Origin of the sequence: Polyangium mundeleinium, from assembly GCF_028369105.1 — a bacterium.
Classification (GTDB): Bacteria; Myxococcota_A; Polyangia; order Polyangiales; family Polyangiaceae; genus Polyangium; species Polyangium mundeleinium.
Genome location: NZ_JAQNDO010000001.1, coordinates 5,847,313 through 5,862,254, shown reverse-complemented (window position 1 = coordinate 5,862,254; position 14,942 = coordinate 5,847,313). Strand labels below are relative to the sequence as shown.

Genomic DNA, 14,942 nt, shown 5'->3' with positions numbered 1-14,942 from the left:
CTTCTCCTTGCGGGAGAGGGGTCGGGGTGAGGATCATGTACCCGCTCGGAAGTGCACGACGTCGCCGTCCTTGACGACGTAGTCCTTCCCTTCGAGCCGCATCTTGCCTTGGGCCTTCAGCGCGGCCTCGGTGCGCGCGATCTCCAGGTCCTCCGGCCGGTAGATCTCCGCACGAATAAAACCTCGTTCGAGGTCGGAGTGCACCTTGCCCGCGGCGCGCTTTGCGTTCGTGCCGCGGCGGATCGGCCAGGCGCGGCACTCGTCGGGGCCCGCGGTCAGGAAGCTGATGTAGTCGAGCAGGCGGTAGGCCTCGCGCACGAACACGTTCCGCGCGGGCTCGCCGAGGCCGAGTCCTTCGAGGAAATCTTTCTGCTCCTCGGCCGGCAAGGCCGCGATCTCCGCCTCGATCGAGCCGCAGAGCGCCATCTTCACCCACTGCTTGCCGTGCGTCGTCTCGCGCAGGTGCGCGCGGGCCGGGTCGTTCCACGCGTCCTCGGAGAGGTTGTAGAGCGTGATGAGCGGCTGCATCGAGAGGAGCTGGATCCCAGGGCCGAGCGCGCGCAGCTCCTCCTCCGAGAGCTCCAGCGTGCGCAAGGGCTCGCTCTTCTCGAGGTGCTCGATCATCTTCGTGTTCACCTCGACCTCGGGGCCCTTCTTCGACTCTTTTTTGAAGCGCTCCTTGCGCTTCTCCAGCGTGCCGAGGTCGAGCAGGAGCAGCTCCTCGTCGAACGCCTTCTCGTCGCGCGGCGGGTCGGGCGGCGTGGTGAGCGAGGGGTTCTCGAAGCCTCGCACGACGTGCACGATCACGTCGGCGTTGCGCATGCCCTGGAGCACCGCAGGCGGGAAGGCGCCGCCCGAGCGCGTGCCGCTGCCGACGTCGACGAACGTGATCTCCGCGAAGGTCGTCTTTTTCGGGCTGAAGATCGCGGAGAGGAAGTCGACGCGCGCGTCGGGCACCTTGATGTTGCCGTAGGCGATCTCGCGATCTGCCTTGCCGCCGGGCGCGAGCGCCCGAAAGACCGTCGTCTTGCCTGAACCCGGGTAACCGCAGATTCCTACGTGCATCCTCGCCCCTCTTTCCGAAGTCCCCTGCTTCGTGCGTGTGCGACGATACCATCTCCGGCCGGCTGTCCGCTCCCCACGCTTGCGGTACGCTCCCGGCCATGTCCGACAGACCCCGCTTCTCCCCCGACGATCTCGTCCACGCCACCACGGTCCTTCATGCCGAACCTCGGCCGGTGCGCTTCCAGGACGTCGACGCCGCCGGGATCATCTACTTCGCCCGCGTGCTCGAGTACTTCCACGACGCGTTCCTGAGCCTCCTCCGACGCGCCGGCATCGACCTCCCGGGCGTCTTGCAGGAGGGCAAGTGGGGGATGCCGCTCGGGCACGCGGAGGCGGATTATCTCGGGCCGATGCGGTTCGGCGACGATGTGGTCGTGGAGATCGTGCGGCTCACGCTGAGCGAGCGGTCGCTGCACGTGGGGGCGCGGGTGCGCTCGCCCGAGGGGCGCGTGCTCGCGGTCGGGCAGGCGGTGCACGTGTGCATCGATCGGGAGACGTTCCGGTCGAGGGGCCTCCCGGCGGAGACCGTGGCGGCGCTCACAGCCGTCGGGGCACAGGCGAAAGGCGCGGGCTGAGCTCGCGGACGGCGCGGGCGCGATCGAGCTTGCCCGAGGCCGTGAGTGGCAAGGACGCGACGGCGGCGACGAGGCGCGGGCGCTTGTGGGGGGCGAGGCGCGCCCCGACTTCGGCGACGAGGGCGGCGGCGCGGGCCGGGTCGGGCGGGTCGAGGGCGAGGCCGGCGGCGACGATCTGGCCCCAGCGCTCGTCGGGGACGCCAAAGACCACGGCGCGCGTGACGCCGGGAAGCGCTTCGAGGGCCTGCTCGACCTCGGCCGGGTAGACGTTCTCGCCGCCGGTGACGACGAGGTCCGTGCGGCGGGCGTGGACGAAGAGGCGGCCGTGTTCGTCGAGGGCGCCGAGGTCGCCGGTGTCGAAAAATCCGTCCGCGGTGAGCGATGGGCGCAGAGGCTCGCCGGGTCCGGCGAGGTAACCGCTCATGAGCGTGGGTCCGCGTACCTGGATGCGGCCGACTTCACCGGGATCCGCGGGAGTGCCGGTGTCACGGATGGTGCGGACGTCTACACCGGGGAGTGCTTTTCCAGATCCTGGCTCGGTGGTCCCGGCGGCTCGGAGGGGCTGGCAGGTCACCTGCGAGCAGGCTTCGGTGAGGCCGTAGGTCGTGAGGGCGAGGACACGGCGGGCGGCGGCCTCTTCAAGGAGCGCGGGGGGCGCGCCGGCTCCGCCGACGAGGACGAGGCGGAGCGTGGCGAGGATGCCGTCCCGGTCGGCGTCGAAGAGGGCGCGGAGCATGGTGGGGACGACCGAGAGCAGGGTGACGCGCTCACGGCGGATGACGCGGAGGACGGCGTCGGGGTCGAAGCGGGGTTCGAGGACGATGGGCCTACGGGCCGCGATGCAACGCGTCACGATGGAGAGGCCACCGACGTGGGCGAGGGGCATGCAGGCGAGCCAGCGGTCGTCGGGGGTCCAGCCGAGGTTCTTGGCGCTGGCCTCAGCGCTGGCAGCGAAGGCTCCGCGGGAGAGGACGGCGCCCTTCGGACGGCCCGTCGTGCCCGAGGTGTAGAGAATCGCGAGGGGCGTGGACGGATCGGGCCTTGTGCGCGGAAAGGATCCAGATTTCAGAAGGTTATCACCTAGGATGAAAGGCGAAATCTGAAGATCCGGGTGCGCATCTTCGGTGATAACCCGCACCTCGGCATCGGTCAGCCGCGGGTGAATCGGGACGAGGGCGACGCCGAGCTCGATCAGGGCGAGGATCGTGACGACCGTGCCGGCATCACACGTCGTTCGCAACGCGGCGCGACATCCAGGGCCGAGTCCTTGGGCCACAAGCGATGACGCGACGCATTCGACGTGGGCCGCGAGCTCGCCGAACGAGGTCACGCGGCCGTCCTCGATCAGCGCCGGCTGCGTCGTGATTCCGGGCTCCCGGATCGCTTCAAGGCTCAGTCCGTCGTGATCCATCGATTTCGGGCCTCCTCCGAGAAGCCGAGGCCCGGGAGTGCCGCCTCTCGGACCGTCCCCGGCCGCCCGCGCTGCGGGATCGCCATCGCCGGATACGTCGACAGCCCCGCGTGGGGTTCCAGCCCACAAGCGAGCGGCGGTTTGGGCAAGGCACGCGCGAGCTCGGCAGCCGCGGCGAGGCCCACGGGACCGTCGGCGAAGTGCGTGACGACGAGGTCGAGGCCCGCTGCGGCGCCGATCGCGGCGACGGCGAGCGCCCGTTCGAGGCCCCCGAGGGCAGCAGGCTTCAGGATGAACGCAGCACACCCCGCGGCGCGCGCAAGGCGCTCGGGCATGCCCGGGAGGAGCAGGGACTCGTCGGCGGCCCAGGGGACGGCCGCGGGGCCGAGGTCGGGCAAGAGCGCGGCCGGGACAGGTTGCTCGACGTACCGAGGCGCGACCTCGGCCAGGCGGGCGAGGTATTCCTGGGCCTCGGGAATCGTCCAGGCGCCGTTCGGGTCGAGGCGGAGCTCGAACGGCGGCGGGAGGGCCTCACGCAAGGCCCGGAGCGCGGTGAGTTCCCGCGCGAAGCCAGCCTCGTCCCGCGCGCGGAGTTTGACCTTCACGGCGTGGACGCCGGCTTCGGCGAACCCCCGGGCGCGCTCGACGAGGTCGGGCGCCGAAGCGTCGAGCAGGGCGTTCGTGGGCACGGTGGCCAGGCGATCCGCGCCGGCGAGGCAGGCAGCGACGGAGAGGCCACGGCGCAGGCCCACGACGTCGAAGAGGGCGGTCTCCGCGCAAAACGCGCCGCGGGGTACGGGGCGAGGGCGCGCTCGACGGGCGCCATCGCGGCGGCGACGGCTTCGCGCGGCGGGAGATCGTCCCGGATCGTGGCGAGGTTCGGGAGGGCTTCGCCGAGGATGACGGCGAGGACCGAGGCGACGTCCGCGGCAAACGGGGGCAAGGGGGAGGCTTCGCCGATCCCGAGGCGCTTGTGCTCATCGCGGAGGCCGAGGCGCACGAACTGGCGGTTCGGCCCGTACGACGGATGCGCGGCGCCGCCCTGGATCCGCACCTACGCGCCCCCGACCACGAGCCCGACGCTGAACAGGATGCCGAAGAGCAGCAGCAACATCGCCGTACGCGCGAGGACAGCGTTCAGCGGGCGGCCTTCCTGGGTCGCGAGGGCGCGGAGCAAGCCGAGGGCGAGGGGCAAGGAGACGAGCGGCAAGAGCGCCCAGGGGGAACGGCCGAGGGAGGCGACGCAGACGACGGGCGCGGCGTAGGAGGCGGCGAGGAGCGCGGCGTATTCGAGGATGCCGGCGCGGCGGCCGAAGCGCACGGCGAGCGTGCGCTTGCCGGCCTTCACGTCGGTCTCGCGGTCGCGGACGTTGTTGACGACGAGAATCGCGGTGGCAAGGGCGCCCACGGGCACGGCGCCGAGAATGGCGAGCGGTGGGACGCCGCCGACCTGGACGAAGGCCGTGCCGCAGACGGCCACGAGGCCGAAGAACAGGAAGACGAAGACGTCGCCGAGCCCGTGGTAGCCGAGCGGGTACGGTCCGCCGGTGTAGGCGATGCCGGCGAGGATCGAGGTGATGCCGATGGCGACGATGGGCCATCCGCCCACGGACGCGAGGTAGAGGCCGGGGAGCAGGGCCAGCGCGATCGTGACGGCGAGGCCCATGCGGACCTCGCGCGGCGTGAGCAGGCCGGTGGCGGTCGCGCGGGTCGGGCCGAGGCGCTCCTCGGTGTCGGCGCCCTTCTCGTGGTCGAAGACGTCGTTCGCGAAGTTCGTGGCGATCTGGATGAGGATCGAGCCAAGCAGGGCCGCGAGGGCGGGCAGGACACGGAACGAGCCGCTCGCGTGGGCGACGGCGCTGCCAACGGCGACGGGGACGACAGCGGCGGTCAAGGTGGCGGGCCGGCAAGCGAGCACCCAGGCGCGGGCCGAGCCGGGGCGAACCGGGGGCGCGGAGGCGACGGAAGGCAAGGGCCCGAGGGTCGCAGTCTTGTCGGGGCTCATGAAAGATCCTCGCGGGCGAGCGTGGCAGCGAGCTCGCTCCGGAAGCAGGTGACACGCGCTCGGCCATCGTCCGGCGGGACCACCGCCTCGATCAGCGTCGCGCCGGGCGTCTTGAGGGCCTCGGCGAACGCGCGGACGAAGGCCGACTCGGTGTCCGTCCGGGCGAACCGAACGCCGAAGGCCGCCGCGGCCGGCGCGAGATCGACAGGCTCGTGCATCGTGAAGTACTTATCGAAGCGATCGACGTCGACGGCGCGGGCGATGGGGAGGCGCTCGAAGATGCGGCCGCCCTGGTTCTGGACGACGACGACGACGAGGGGGACGGGGGCACGGCGCGCGAGCGCGAGGCTCGTGAGGTCGTGCAGGACGCTGGTGTCGCCGAGGAGGAGGACGACGGGCCTGCCGGCGACGGTGGCCGCGCCGGCGGCGGAGGCGACGAGGCCGTCGATGCCGCTGGCGCCGCGCTGGTGGAGGACGCCGAGCGGGCTCGGACGAGGCGGGGCCCACAGGTCGACGTCACGGACGGGCAAGCTGTTGCCGACCGAGAAGAGCGCATCCGCAGGGCAACCAGCGATGACGAGGCGAGCGACGGCGGCCTCGGTGAGGTGGGCCGCGGAGGCATGGGCCTCGGCGAGGGACCAGGCGAGGGCGTCGGCGCGGCGGAAGCTCTCGGCCCACAGGCTCGGCGAGGACCGGCGCGCAGGGCCGAGGCGCGCGGCGAGGGCGCGGGCGGTCTCGGCGGGATCGGCGAGGACGAGGGCCGTCGCGTCCTGGGAGGGATCGTTCCAGCCGTGGGGCGCGATGACGTAACGCGCGGCGGTCGGGTGCTTCGCGAGGTAGTCGGCGTATCCCTGAGACGTGGCGGGCGCGCCGAGCTCGATGAGGAGGTCGGGGGCGTGGCGCGCGGCGAAGGCGGGATCCCGCAAGAGGGTGTCGAAGGCGGCGCAGGCGACGACGTCCGGCGCGGCGGAGCCGAAGCGGGCCTGGCTCGTGGTCTCGGCGAGCAGGGGGAAGCCCGTGGCACGAGCGAGGGCGACGGCAGCTTCGCGCAGCGGGGCTTCGGGGCGATCGACGGGCGCAGGGCCGCAGACGATGAGGCCTCGTTCCGTGTGGGAGGCGAGCTCGGCGAGGGCCTCGAGGGCCTCGGGCGGGGCGGCGGTTCGGGGCGCAAAGACGCGGGTCGTGCCGCGGCGGAGGACGTCGGTGAGGCGCGTGGATCGGTCGGCATCGGGCCACGGCTGGGAAGGCTCGAGCGGCTTGCGAAAGCGCGCATTTACGTGCACGGGGCCCGGATCGGGGCCGAGGGTGCGGGCCGCGGCGTGGAGCGCGACGCGGGCCGGGGCTTCCCGGGGCGCGCCGAGATCGGGCAGGCCGAGCTCCACGAAGAAGCGCACGTGCGCGCCGAAGAGCTTCGTCTGATCGATCGTCTGCGACGCGGCGACATCGACCGCCTCCCAGGGCCGATCGGCCGTGACGAGGAGGAGCGGGACGTGGCTCTGCGAGGCCTCGATCACGGCGGGCGTGAAGTGCGCGCCGGCCGTGCCCGAGGTGCAGAGCACGGCGCTCGGGAGGCGGGTCACGCGGGCCTGACCGAGCGCGAAAAAGGCCGCGGCCCGCTCGTCGACCGCCGTGTGGATCCGCAGGCCCGCCGTGACGTCGGCGGCGAGCGCGAGGGGCGTGGAGCGGGAGCCCGGACAAACCACGACGTCACGCACGCCGGCGGCGGCGAGCGCGGCCATGAAGGTCTCGGCCCAGGTGAGGTGCTCGTTCGTGCTCATTGGATTCCCAGGGCCGCGAGCATCGGAGCTTGCTTGGCGCGGGTCTCGGCGTACTCGGCCGGCGGATCCGACCCCTCGACGATCCCGGCGCCCGCGTAGAGCCAGGCCTCATCCGGCGCGACGAGTCCGGCGCGGATGGCAACCGCAAAATCGCCGTCCCCGGCGGCGTCGAACCATCCGACGGCGCCCGTGTACCAACCGCGCGCGTCGGGCTCGTGCGTGGCGATCCACGCGGTCGCATGATCCCGCGGCGTGCCCGAGACGGCGGGCGTCGGGTGCAAGGCCTCGACGAGCGCGAGCACGTGCGTGTCGTCGCGCAGGACGCCGCGGATCGGCGTCCACAGGTGGTGGACGTTGGGCAGGCTGCGGATCGACGGGGCTTCAGGGACGTCGAGCGTGTCGCAACGATGGGCGAGCACAGCCGCGATCGCTTCCACGACGAGGGCGTGCTCGCGTCGCTCCTTGGGGTTCGCGAGGAGCGCCCGCACGAGGGACGTGTCGTCGGCGCCACGTCGCACCGTGCCCGCGAGCCCGTCCGTGCTGACGACGCGGCCGCGGCGCGAGACGAGCCGCTCGGGCGAGGCGCCGAGGAAGACGCGCTCCCCGCGCTGCACGGCGAACCGCGTGGTCTCGACGTACGCCTCCGCGATCCGCGAGAGGGCAACACGCGCGTCGAGCGGACGGACCGGACAAACGCGCGTCGCGGCGACAGGGACGACCTTGTCGATCTCGCGCGCACGGATGGCGTCGAGCGCCTCGCGCACAAGGGAGCAGAACGCCTCATGGCTCGTTCCTTCAAGCCGCGCGCCCTCCCCTGCCCCACGCGGAGGCGCGTCCTGCGCAGGCTGCGCGGAGGCCACGAAGGCCGCTTCGATCGACGCGAGCTCGGCCTCGATCACAGCACGCTCCGACGCGAGATCTCCGTCGCGCACCAGAAGCCAAAGCCAAGCCTCGCCAGGGCGTGCCACGTACATCCACCGCGCAAGGGAAAAACTCGCATCCGCGAACGCGGACCACGGCGGCGCGTGATACGCCTCGGTCCGGAAGGACAAACCCCCGACGAACCGCGGCCCGGGCGCGCCGCCCGCGTCCGCATCGCGCTCCTCGCGCAGCGACGCGAAGATCCTCCGCGCCGCGCTCGTGACCTGCGCGAGACGCTCCGATCCGCTCCCTTCGACCCGTGCGATCTCCCCAAAGCCCACGACGCCGATCGGCTCCTCGCCCTCGCGTGGAGGGGCCTGAAACAACACGATCGGCGCGGCGGACGTACACGCGGCGACGAGCCGGGCCGCAGGCACGACCGGCGCCGGGGCCACGACGGCCAGGAGCTCCCCGGCCGATCCCGCACCTCTCCTCGTCGCCCGTGAAAGGCGCGCGAGGAGGTCTGCCCCAAGGCCCGAAGACACCTATACCTCCTCCCGACGCGCCCTTTCCCCGAGCGGCGTGCCCACGAAGAGGTGCGCGACACCAAACGTGAGCGGCGAAGCTTCGAGCACGGAGAGCCCCGCCTCCCCCATCATCCGCGAGAAGACGTCGGGAGACGGAAACGCCTCGATCGAGCGCTGCAGGTAGCGATACTCCTTCGCCCCGGAGAGCGCCGCGCCGATGCGCGGGACGATCTCGTGCACGTACGTGCGCGCGAGCAGGCCCATCACGCCAGCGCGAGGCTCGGAGAGCTCCAGCAGGACGACACGCCCGCCCGGCCGCGTGACGCGCGCCATCTCGCGAAGGGCCTTTGCCCTGTCGGGCACGTTGCGGATGCCGAACGCGATGGCCACGCCATCGACGCTCGCGTCCTCGAACGGCAAGGCCTGCGCGTCACCGATGCGCAGCGTGACGCGGCCTTCGAGGCCGGCCGCCGCGATCTTGTGCGCGCCCTCGGCGAGCATGCCGCTCGACGGATCCAGACCGATCACCGTGGCGTCGGGGTGCGCCTTGGCGATGGTCATCGCGAGGTCCGCGGTCCCCGTGGCGAGATCGAGCACGCGCGCGCCCGGCCGGAGCGCGAGCGCCTCGACGGCGCGGCGCCGCCAGCCTTGATCCATCCCGAGCGAGAGGATCCGGTTCAAGAGGTCGTAACGCGCCGCGATCGCGTCGAACATCTCGCCGCTGCCTGCGCGCGGAACCTTCGTCGTCTCCTGGCTCATCGTCCCACCTCGCTTCGCGGCCCGCTCGGCGCGGGCGGCGGATCGCTGGCCTGCACGTGGTTTTTCCGCTCATGCAGGCGCATGTGACCTCGCTGGATGCCCTCCCCCGCGAGCGCGCGCAGCGCCGCGAGGTTCGACGCGAGCCCGACCGACGCGAGCACCACGGCGAGCTCGCCCGCCGTCGCCGCGCCCAGCATGTCGAGCGCCGCGCGCACGCCTGGATGCGCGCTCGACAGGCCCCCGGCCGTGCCCACTGCGAGCGGCAGCTCCGCCTCGCCGACGAGCCCGCCGGGCTTGCGCTTCCACGTGCTGAGCGGCCGGTACGACCCGCGGTGCGCGGCAAACGCGTGCGCACCCGCCTCGATTGCCCGAAAATCCTGCCCGAGCGCGATCGCGGCCGCGTCGAGGCCGTTCATGAAGCCCTTGTTGTGGGTGACGGCGCGAAAAACATCGAGCTCGGCGAAGCGGCTGGCGCGCGCGATGCCGCTCGCGAGCTCCGATCCGCCCACGTCCTCGTCGCGCACCTCCGCGCGCACCCGCACGAGGCGCCTCAGCGGCAGGTTCGTGAGGATCCGGAGCCCCATCGTCCCGCCCGTGATCGCGTGCACGGCGGGCGCCATGGCCTCGGCCACCGTGTCGACCGTGTTCGCGCCCATGCAGTCGCCCACGTCGACGTGCACGTGCAGCACGATCACGCCGAGCGCCTCGTCGAGCACCCGCACGTCGAGATCACGCACGCCGCCGCCGCGGGCCACCATGCGCGGGATCGACGCATCGCCGAGCGCAGAGAGCCGCGCTCGCGCTTCGAGGATGCGCGCGCAGGCCGCGGTCGGATCGGGCACGTCATCGAGCTGGATTTGGGCCGTCATGATCGGCGGATCCGCCTCGCCCGAGAACCCGCCCGAGGCGCGCACCATGCGCGCCGCGTTCGACGCCGCGGCCACGACGCTCGGCTCCTCGACGGCCATCGGCACGAGGACGTCGCGGCCGTTGATCAGGAAGTTCAGGCCCACGCCAAGCGGCAGCGCGTGCGTCGCGATCACGTTCTCGCTCATGTGATCGGCCACCGTCACGTCGAGAAACCCGCCCCGCGCGAGGTGCGCGAACGAGACGTCGTCGACGGCGCCCATCTCGCGCAGCACGACGAGGCGCGCCTCGGGCGAGCGCTCGTAGAACTTGCTGATGCGGCTCGTGATCGCGCGCTTCATCGTGCTTCCTCCGCCGAGACCAGCCGACCGAGCAGCGAGCCGAGCTCGCCAAGCGGCACCGCCTGCGGGCCGTCCGAGAGTGCCGTCGACGGATCCGGGTGCGTCTCGATCATGAGGCCCGCCGCGCCCGCCGCGAGCGCTGCGCGTCCGAGCGGCGCGACGAGATCCCGCCGCCCGAGGCCGTGCGAGGGATCCACCACGACCGGCAGCCGATGCACGTACCGGAGGAGCGCGACGGCTCCGATGTCGAGCAGGTTCCGCGTCGAGTCGTCGAACCCGCGGATCCCTCGCTCGCAGAAGATCACGCCCTTCGATCCATGCGAGAGCAGATACTCGCCCGCGAGCAACCACTCCTCGATCGTCGCGGACATGCCGCGCTTCAGGAGCACCGGCTTCTCCGTCTTGCCGATCGCCTTGAGCAGCGAAAAATTCTGCATGTTGCGCGAGCCGACCTGCACGAGATCCGCATACGCGGCGACCGCGGAGACGTGCCCCTCGCCAAGCGCCTCGGTCACGACCCGCATCCCCGCCGCGTCGGCCGCGCGCCGCACCCATTCGAGCGCGACGTCGCCGTGGCCCTGGAACGCGTAGGGGCTCGTCCGCGGCTTGAACGCCCCGCCGCGGATGAACGAGACGCCGAGCGACGAGAGCACGGAGGCCGTCTCGTGCACCTGCGCCTCGGATTCGAGGCTGCACGGGCCGCACATGAAGACCGGTTTGTCCGTACCGACCTTCAAGCCGCCCACGTCGACGACGGGGCCCTGCGCCGAGACCAACGGGTGCGCGGGCTTGGGCGTCGTCACCTCGGCGACGCCGTCGATCCGCGCGAGCTCCTCGGGATCCGCCAGCTGCGAGTGCGGCGCGATCACGTAATGCACGGCGTTGCCCGATGCGCTGCGCTCCACGCGCGAGACCCAGAGCCCCCGCCCCGTGAGCTCCCTGAGCACGTTCGCCGCGTCGGCGCCGCTCTTCAAGGACACGATCATGGCGCTTACCTCCTGCGCTCGGGCGTCGCGCGCGCGACGGTCACGAGCGCACTCTTGGCGACTCCATCCGGGATTGACGAGAGCCCTGCGATGGCCTCCTCGCAGAGCTTCCGCGCGAGCGCGAGGCACTCGTCGACCACGCCCGACGAGCGAAGCTGCGAGGCCACACGACCGCCCACCTCGGGCCCGACCTCCTCGCCTGCGCACACCGCTTCGAGCAGCGGCACGAGCTCCGGGCAACGTTCGAGCGCGCAGAGCAAGGGGTACGTCATCTTCCCCTCGCCGAGATCCGCGAGCAGCGTCTTGCCCGTGGCCTCGGGATCTCCCGCGACGTCGAGCACATCGTCGACGAGCTGGAACGCGACGCCGAGCTTCTTGCCGTAATCGACGAGCGCCTCACAGCCCTCGTCGCTCACGCCGCCGGCGCGCCCGCCCGCGAACATCGCCCATCGGAAGAGCGAGGCCGTCTTGCCGTCGACGATGTGGAAATAGTCGCTGACGCTCGTGTCGAGCTTGCCGCGCCGCGCGAGCTGCATCGACTCGGCGATGACCATCTCCTTGATGACATCGAGCATGCGCGTGAGGACCTCGGGGCTGCCCGCGCGCTGAATGCGGCAGAGCGCTTCCACGAGCAGCCAGTCGCCGCCGAAGATGCTCGCGGCGTTGCCGTAGATGACGCGCGCTGCGTCGGCGCCGCGCCTTCGCGCGCCAACGTCGACGACGTCGTCGTGCAGGAGCGTCGCGTTGTGGACGAGCTCGACGGCCACGGCGTAGGCGCGCGCCGCGTCGTTGAAGCCCTTGCCCACGTGCGCCGCGAGCGCGACGACGATGGGCCGCAGGCGCTTGCCGTCCTGCGAGAGCAGGTGCCGCGCGCTCGCCTGGGCCGGCGTCTCTGCCCCGAGCCCCACGGCCGCGATGGCGCGATCGACCTCGTCGAGGTCCTTCGCGAGGAAGAGGCGGAGCTCCGCGAGCTTGCCCGCGAGCGGATCGAGGCCGTGCTCCTGGCAGCCACGCTCGAGGGTTCCGACGACGTCGTGATGCGGGACGCGCTGGATGGGATACGTTGCGATCGACATGGGTTCTCCCGCCGGGGCACGGCGTTTCCGCGCCGTCCCCGGACCGAAGGGTCTCGAGATGGCTAGGCCTTGCGCTTGCGTGTCGCCACGCGAAGCGGAAAACGGATGAGGTCGCCGAAAGGCGAGAAGTCCACACGGCGCGATCGGATGAAGCCGTCGAGCGCGGTCTCCGCGACGATGACGAAGGAGAGCAGCCGGCGCACCCGATCGGCGCGTTGCTCGGCGCCCGGCAGGCGCGGGCGAGCTTCGAGCATGGTGACCGCGCGTTCGAGCCGCGCACGCACCGACTCGGCGAGCAGCCGCTCGCGCTCGTCGAAGACCTTCGAGATCATCTTCCAGAAGTCCGTCTCGGCCTCGAAGTACTCCTTGCGCTCGCCCGGCTTGAACACGCGGCGGACCACGCCCCAGCGCTGGAGCTCGGTGAGCGACATGCTCACCGCCCCGGCCGACAGGCTCAGCCGCTCGCCGATGACGGCCGCGGGCAAGGGCTCCGCCGCGATGAACAAGATCGTCCACACACGCCCGAGGACACGCCGAAACCCCCAGTGCTCGATCACGTCGCCGATCGCCTCGGCTGCGATGAGCTCGGCCTCGTGGCCGTCGTCCTGTCTCGGGGTCTCACGTTCGGACATGGCAGAATGAACTTTCAAAAGATTTTGAAGGTGCAGGTAGCGGCAAAGCAAGGTGCGGTCAAGATGGAGCGCAGACATTTCACGCGCAGCGCACCGCGTCGGAGCGACGGCGCAGCGTGACGACGCGGCGCGAAATGCCGCCAAAACGTCGATGCGCAGGATGGAAACGACGCGACCCCGACGATGTCGCCGAGGCCGCGGGAGAAGCTTCGCGAAGCGATCGCTTCAGGTCTGGAGGTGCGATCGGAGCGTGCGGTGCTCGCGCCAGATCTCCTCGGGCATCTTGTCGCCGAACGATCCGAAGAACGCCTCCTGATCGGTGAGATCCGCGAGCCACGCTTCGCGATCGATCGAGAAGAGATCATCCATCGCCGACGCCGGGAGATCGAGCCCGCTCGTGTCGATCTCGCCCTCGTTCGGGAAGATGCCGAGCGCGGTCTCGCGGCCCTTCGCGCGGCCGTGCACGCGCTCGTTGATCCAGCGCAGCACGCGCAGGTTCTCGCCGAAGCCGGGCCAGAGGATCTTGCCCGCATCGTTCGTGCGGAACCAGTTCACGTGGAAGACCTTCGGGAAGGCCGGGCGCCCGCGCCCCAGCTCGAGCCAGTGCCCGAAGTAGTCGCCCATGTTGTATCCACAGAACGGGCGCATCGCCATCGGGTCACGGCGCACGACGCCCACCTTCCCCGTGGCCGCCGCCGTGGTCTCCGAGGCCATCGACGCGCCGAGATACACGCCGTGCGCCCAGTCGCGCGCCTCATACACGAGCGGAGCGAGCTTGGCCCTGCGGCCGCCGAACACGAACGCGCTGATCGGCACGCCCTCCGGCGCCTCCATCAGCGACGAGACACACGGACACTGCTTCGCCGGCGCGCAGAAACGGCTGTTCGGGTGCGCCGCGGGCTCCTTGCTCGTGGGTGTCCACGGCCGTCCCTGCCAGTCCATGAGATCGGCCGGCACCTGGCCGTCCATGCCCTCCCACCATGGCTGCCGGTCCCGCGTCATCGCCACGTTCGTGAAGATCGTGTTGCGCTGGACCGTGGCGAGCGCATTCGGGTTCGTCTTCCGGCTCGTGCCAGGGGCGACGCCGAAGAAGCCTGCCTCGGGGTTGACCGCCCAGAGCCGACCATCGGGGCCGACGCGCAGCCACGCGATGTCGTCGCCGACGGTCCACACCTTCCAGCCCTGCTGGCTCGCGGGCGGCACGAGCATCGCCAGGTTCGTTTTGCCGCATGCGCTCGGGAACGCAGCGCAGATGTACGTGACGTTCCCCGCAGGATCCTCGAGCCCCATGATGAGCATGTGCTCCGCAAGCCAGCCCTCGTCGCGCGCCATCGTGCTCGCGATGCGCAGCGCAAAGCACTTCTTGCCGAGCAGCGCGTTGCCGCCGTAGCCCGAGCCCACGCTCCAGATGAGGCGCTCCTCGGGGAAATGCGCGATGAAGCGGCGGTTCGGATCGAGGTCGCCGAGCGAGTGCAGGCCCCGGCAGAAGTCCGTCGACGCGCCCAGGTGATCGAGCGCGACCTTCCCCATGCGCGTCATGATCCGCATGCTGGCCGCGACATAAGCGCTGTCCGTGACCTCGACGCCGACCTTCGAAGCGGGCGAGCCGACCGGGCCCATCAGGTACGGGACCACGTACATCGTCCGTCCGCGCATCGAGCGGTCGAAAAGCCGGCCGACCGTCTCGCGTGCGTCCGCAGGGGACATCCAGTTGTTCGTCGGCCCAGCGCCCTCGGCCCGATCCGAGCAGATGAAGGTCAAGTGCTCGGTGCGCGCCACGTCGGACGGATGGCTCCGATGCAGGTAACACCCGGGGTACGCTGCCTGGTCGAGCTCGTGCAGCGTGCCGTCCCGGAGCATGGCCTGCACGAGGCCGCGATACTCTTCCTCGGAACCATCACACCACACCACGCGGTCGGGCTCCGTCTGGCGGGCCACCTCGTCGACCCACGCGGAAAGGCTCTGATTGTTCATGGCGCGGTAGAGTAGCCCCCAGGCCAGCGAGACGCTACCGGGTGAGATTCCGCGGGGAATCGCGATCACATCGCCCGATGTGACG

Annotated in this window: 14 protein-coding genes; 1 reads left to right on the top strand and 13 read right to left on the bottom strand. The window is 71.3% G+C overall.

Going from position 1 to position 14,942, the window contains the following annotated elements; all coding sequences use genetic code 11:
• Positions 1 to 33: 33 nt before the first annotated feature.
• Positions 34 to 1,065: a DUF933 domain-containing protein gene (locus POL67_RS23340; RefSeq protein WP_271920638.1), complete on the bottom strand. Its 1,032-nt coding sequence runs from the start codon at positions 1,063 to 1,065 to the stop codon at positions 34 to 36.
• A gap of 98 nt (positions 1,066 to 1,163) precedes the next feature.
• On the opposite strand from POL67_RS23340, the gene POL67_RS23335 reads away from it, so the two are divergent.
• A complete protein-coding gene (locus tag POL67_RS23335) occupies positions 1,164 to 1,640 on the top strand; it encodes an acyl-CoA thioesterase (protein ID WP_271920636.1) in 477 nt (158 codons plus the stop codon).
• Here POL67_RS23335 and POL67_RS23330 read toward each other — a convergent pair.
• The 12 genes from POL67_RS23330 to POL67_RS23275 all read right to left on the bottom strand — a co-directional run bounded on the left by POL67_RS23330 (position 1,603) and on the right by POL67_RS23275 (position 14,857).
• Entirely contained in the window at positions 1,603 to 3,051 is a 1,449-nt protein-coding gene (locus POL67_RS23330; RefSeq protein ID WP_271920634.1) for a class I adenylate-forming enzyme family protein, read from the bottom strand. The two genes, POL67_RS23335 and POL67_RS23330, sit on opposite strands and share 38 nt — an antisense overlap.
• Positions 3,033 to 3,740 carry an enolase C-terminal domain-like protein gene (locus POL67_RS23325; RefSeq protein ID WP_271920632.1) on the bottom strand — a complete coding sequence of 236 codons (708 nt, stop codon included), beginning with the start codon at positions 3,738 to 3,740 and terminating at the stop codon, positions 3,033 to 3,035. The genes POL67_RS23330 and POL67_RS23325 overlap by 19 nt, the downstream gene beginning before the upstream one ends.
• Complete coding sequence (locus tag POL67_RS23320; protein ID WP_271920630.1) at positions 3,653 to 4,105, bottom strand: hypothetical protein; 453 nt, start codon at positions 4,103 to 4,105, stop codon at positions 3,653 to 3,655. Before POL67_RS23320 ends, POL67_RS23325 begins: the two co-directional genes overlap by 88 nt.
• Positions 4,106 to 5,056 (bottom strand): 1,4-dihydroxy-2-naphthoate polyprenyltransferase, encoded by a 951-nt coding sequence (locus tag POL67_RS23315; protein ID WP_271920628.1) that lies wholly within the window; start codon positions 5,054 to 5,056, stop codon positions 4,106 to 4,108.
• On the bottom strand, positions 5,053 to 6,834 hold the full coding sequence (gene menD, locus POL67_RS23310; RefSeq protein ID WP_271920626.1) for a 2-succinyl-5-enolpyruvyl-6-hydroxy-3-cyclohexene-1-carboxylic-acid synthase: 1,782 nt from the start codon (positions 6,832 to 6,834) through the stop codon (positions 5,053 to 5,055). The genes POL67_RS23315 and menD overlap by 4 nt, the downstream gene beginning before the upstream one ends.
• Entirely contained in the window at positions 6,831 to 8,240 is a 1,410-nt protein-coding gene (locus POL67_RS23305; protein ID WP_271920624.1) for an isochorismate synthase, read from the bottom strand. The genes menD and POL67_RS23305 overlap by 4 nt, the downstream gene beginning before the upstream one ends.
• Entirely contained in the window at positions 8,241 to 8,981 is a 741-nt protein-coding gene (gene ubiE / locus POL67_RS23300; RefSeq protein WP_271920622.1) for a bifunctional demethylmenaquinone methyltransferase/2-methoxy-6-polyprenyl-1,4-benzoquinol methylase UbiE, read from the bottom strand.
• Entirely contained in the window at positions 8,978 to 10,189 is a 1,212-nt protein-coding gene (locus tag POL67_RS23295) for a hydroxymethylglutaryl-CoA reductase, degradative (protein WP_271920620.1), read from the bottom strand. The genes ubiE and POL67_RS23295 overlap by 4 nt, the downstream gene beginning before the upstream one ends.
• Entirely contained in the window at positions 10,186 to 11,175 is a 990-nt protein-coding gene (gene aroF, locus POL67_RS23290; protein WP_271920618.1) for a 3-deoxy-7-phosphoheptulonate synthase, read from the bottom strand. Before aroF ends, POL67_RS23295 begins: the two co-directional genes overlap by 4 nt.
• Positions 11,176 to 11,180: 5 nt before the next feature.
• Complete coding sequence (locus POL67_RS23285) at positions 11,181 to 12,251, bottom strand: polyprenyl synthetase family protein (protein ID WP_271920616.1); 1,071 nt, start codon at positions 12,249 to 12,251, stop codon at positions 11,181 to 11,183.
• 62 nt (positions 12,252 to 12,313) lie between these two features.
• Complete coding sequence (locus POL67_RS23280) at positions 12,314 to 12,883, bottom strand: GbsR/MarR family transcriptional regulator (RefSeq protein ID WP_271920615.1); 570 nt, start codon at positions 12,881 to 12,883, stop codon at positions 12,314 to 12,316.
• 225 nt (positions 12,884 to 13,108) lie between these two features.
• Positions 13,109 to 14,857: a phosphoenolpyruvate carboxykinase (GTP) gene (locus tag POL67_RS23275; protein WP_271920613.1), complete on the bottom strand. Its 1,749-nt coding sequence runs from the start codon at positions 14,855 to 14,857 to the stop codon at positions 13,109 to 13,111.
• Between the last annotated feature and the right edge of the window lie 85 nt (positions 14,858 to 14,942).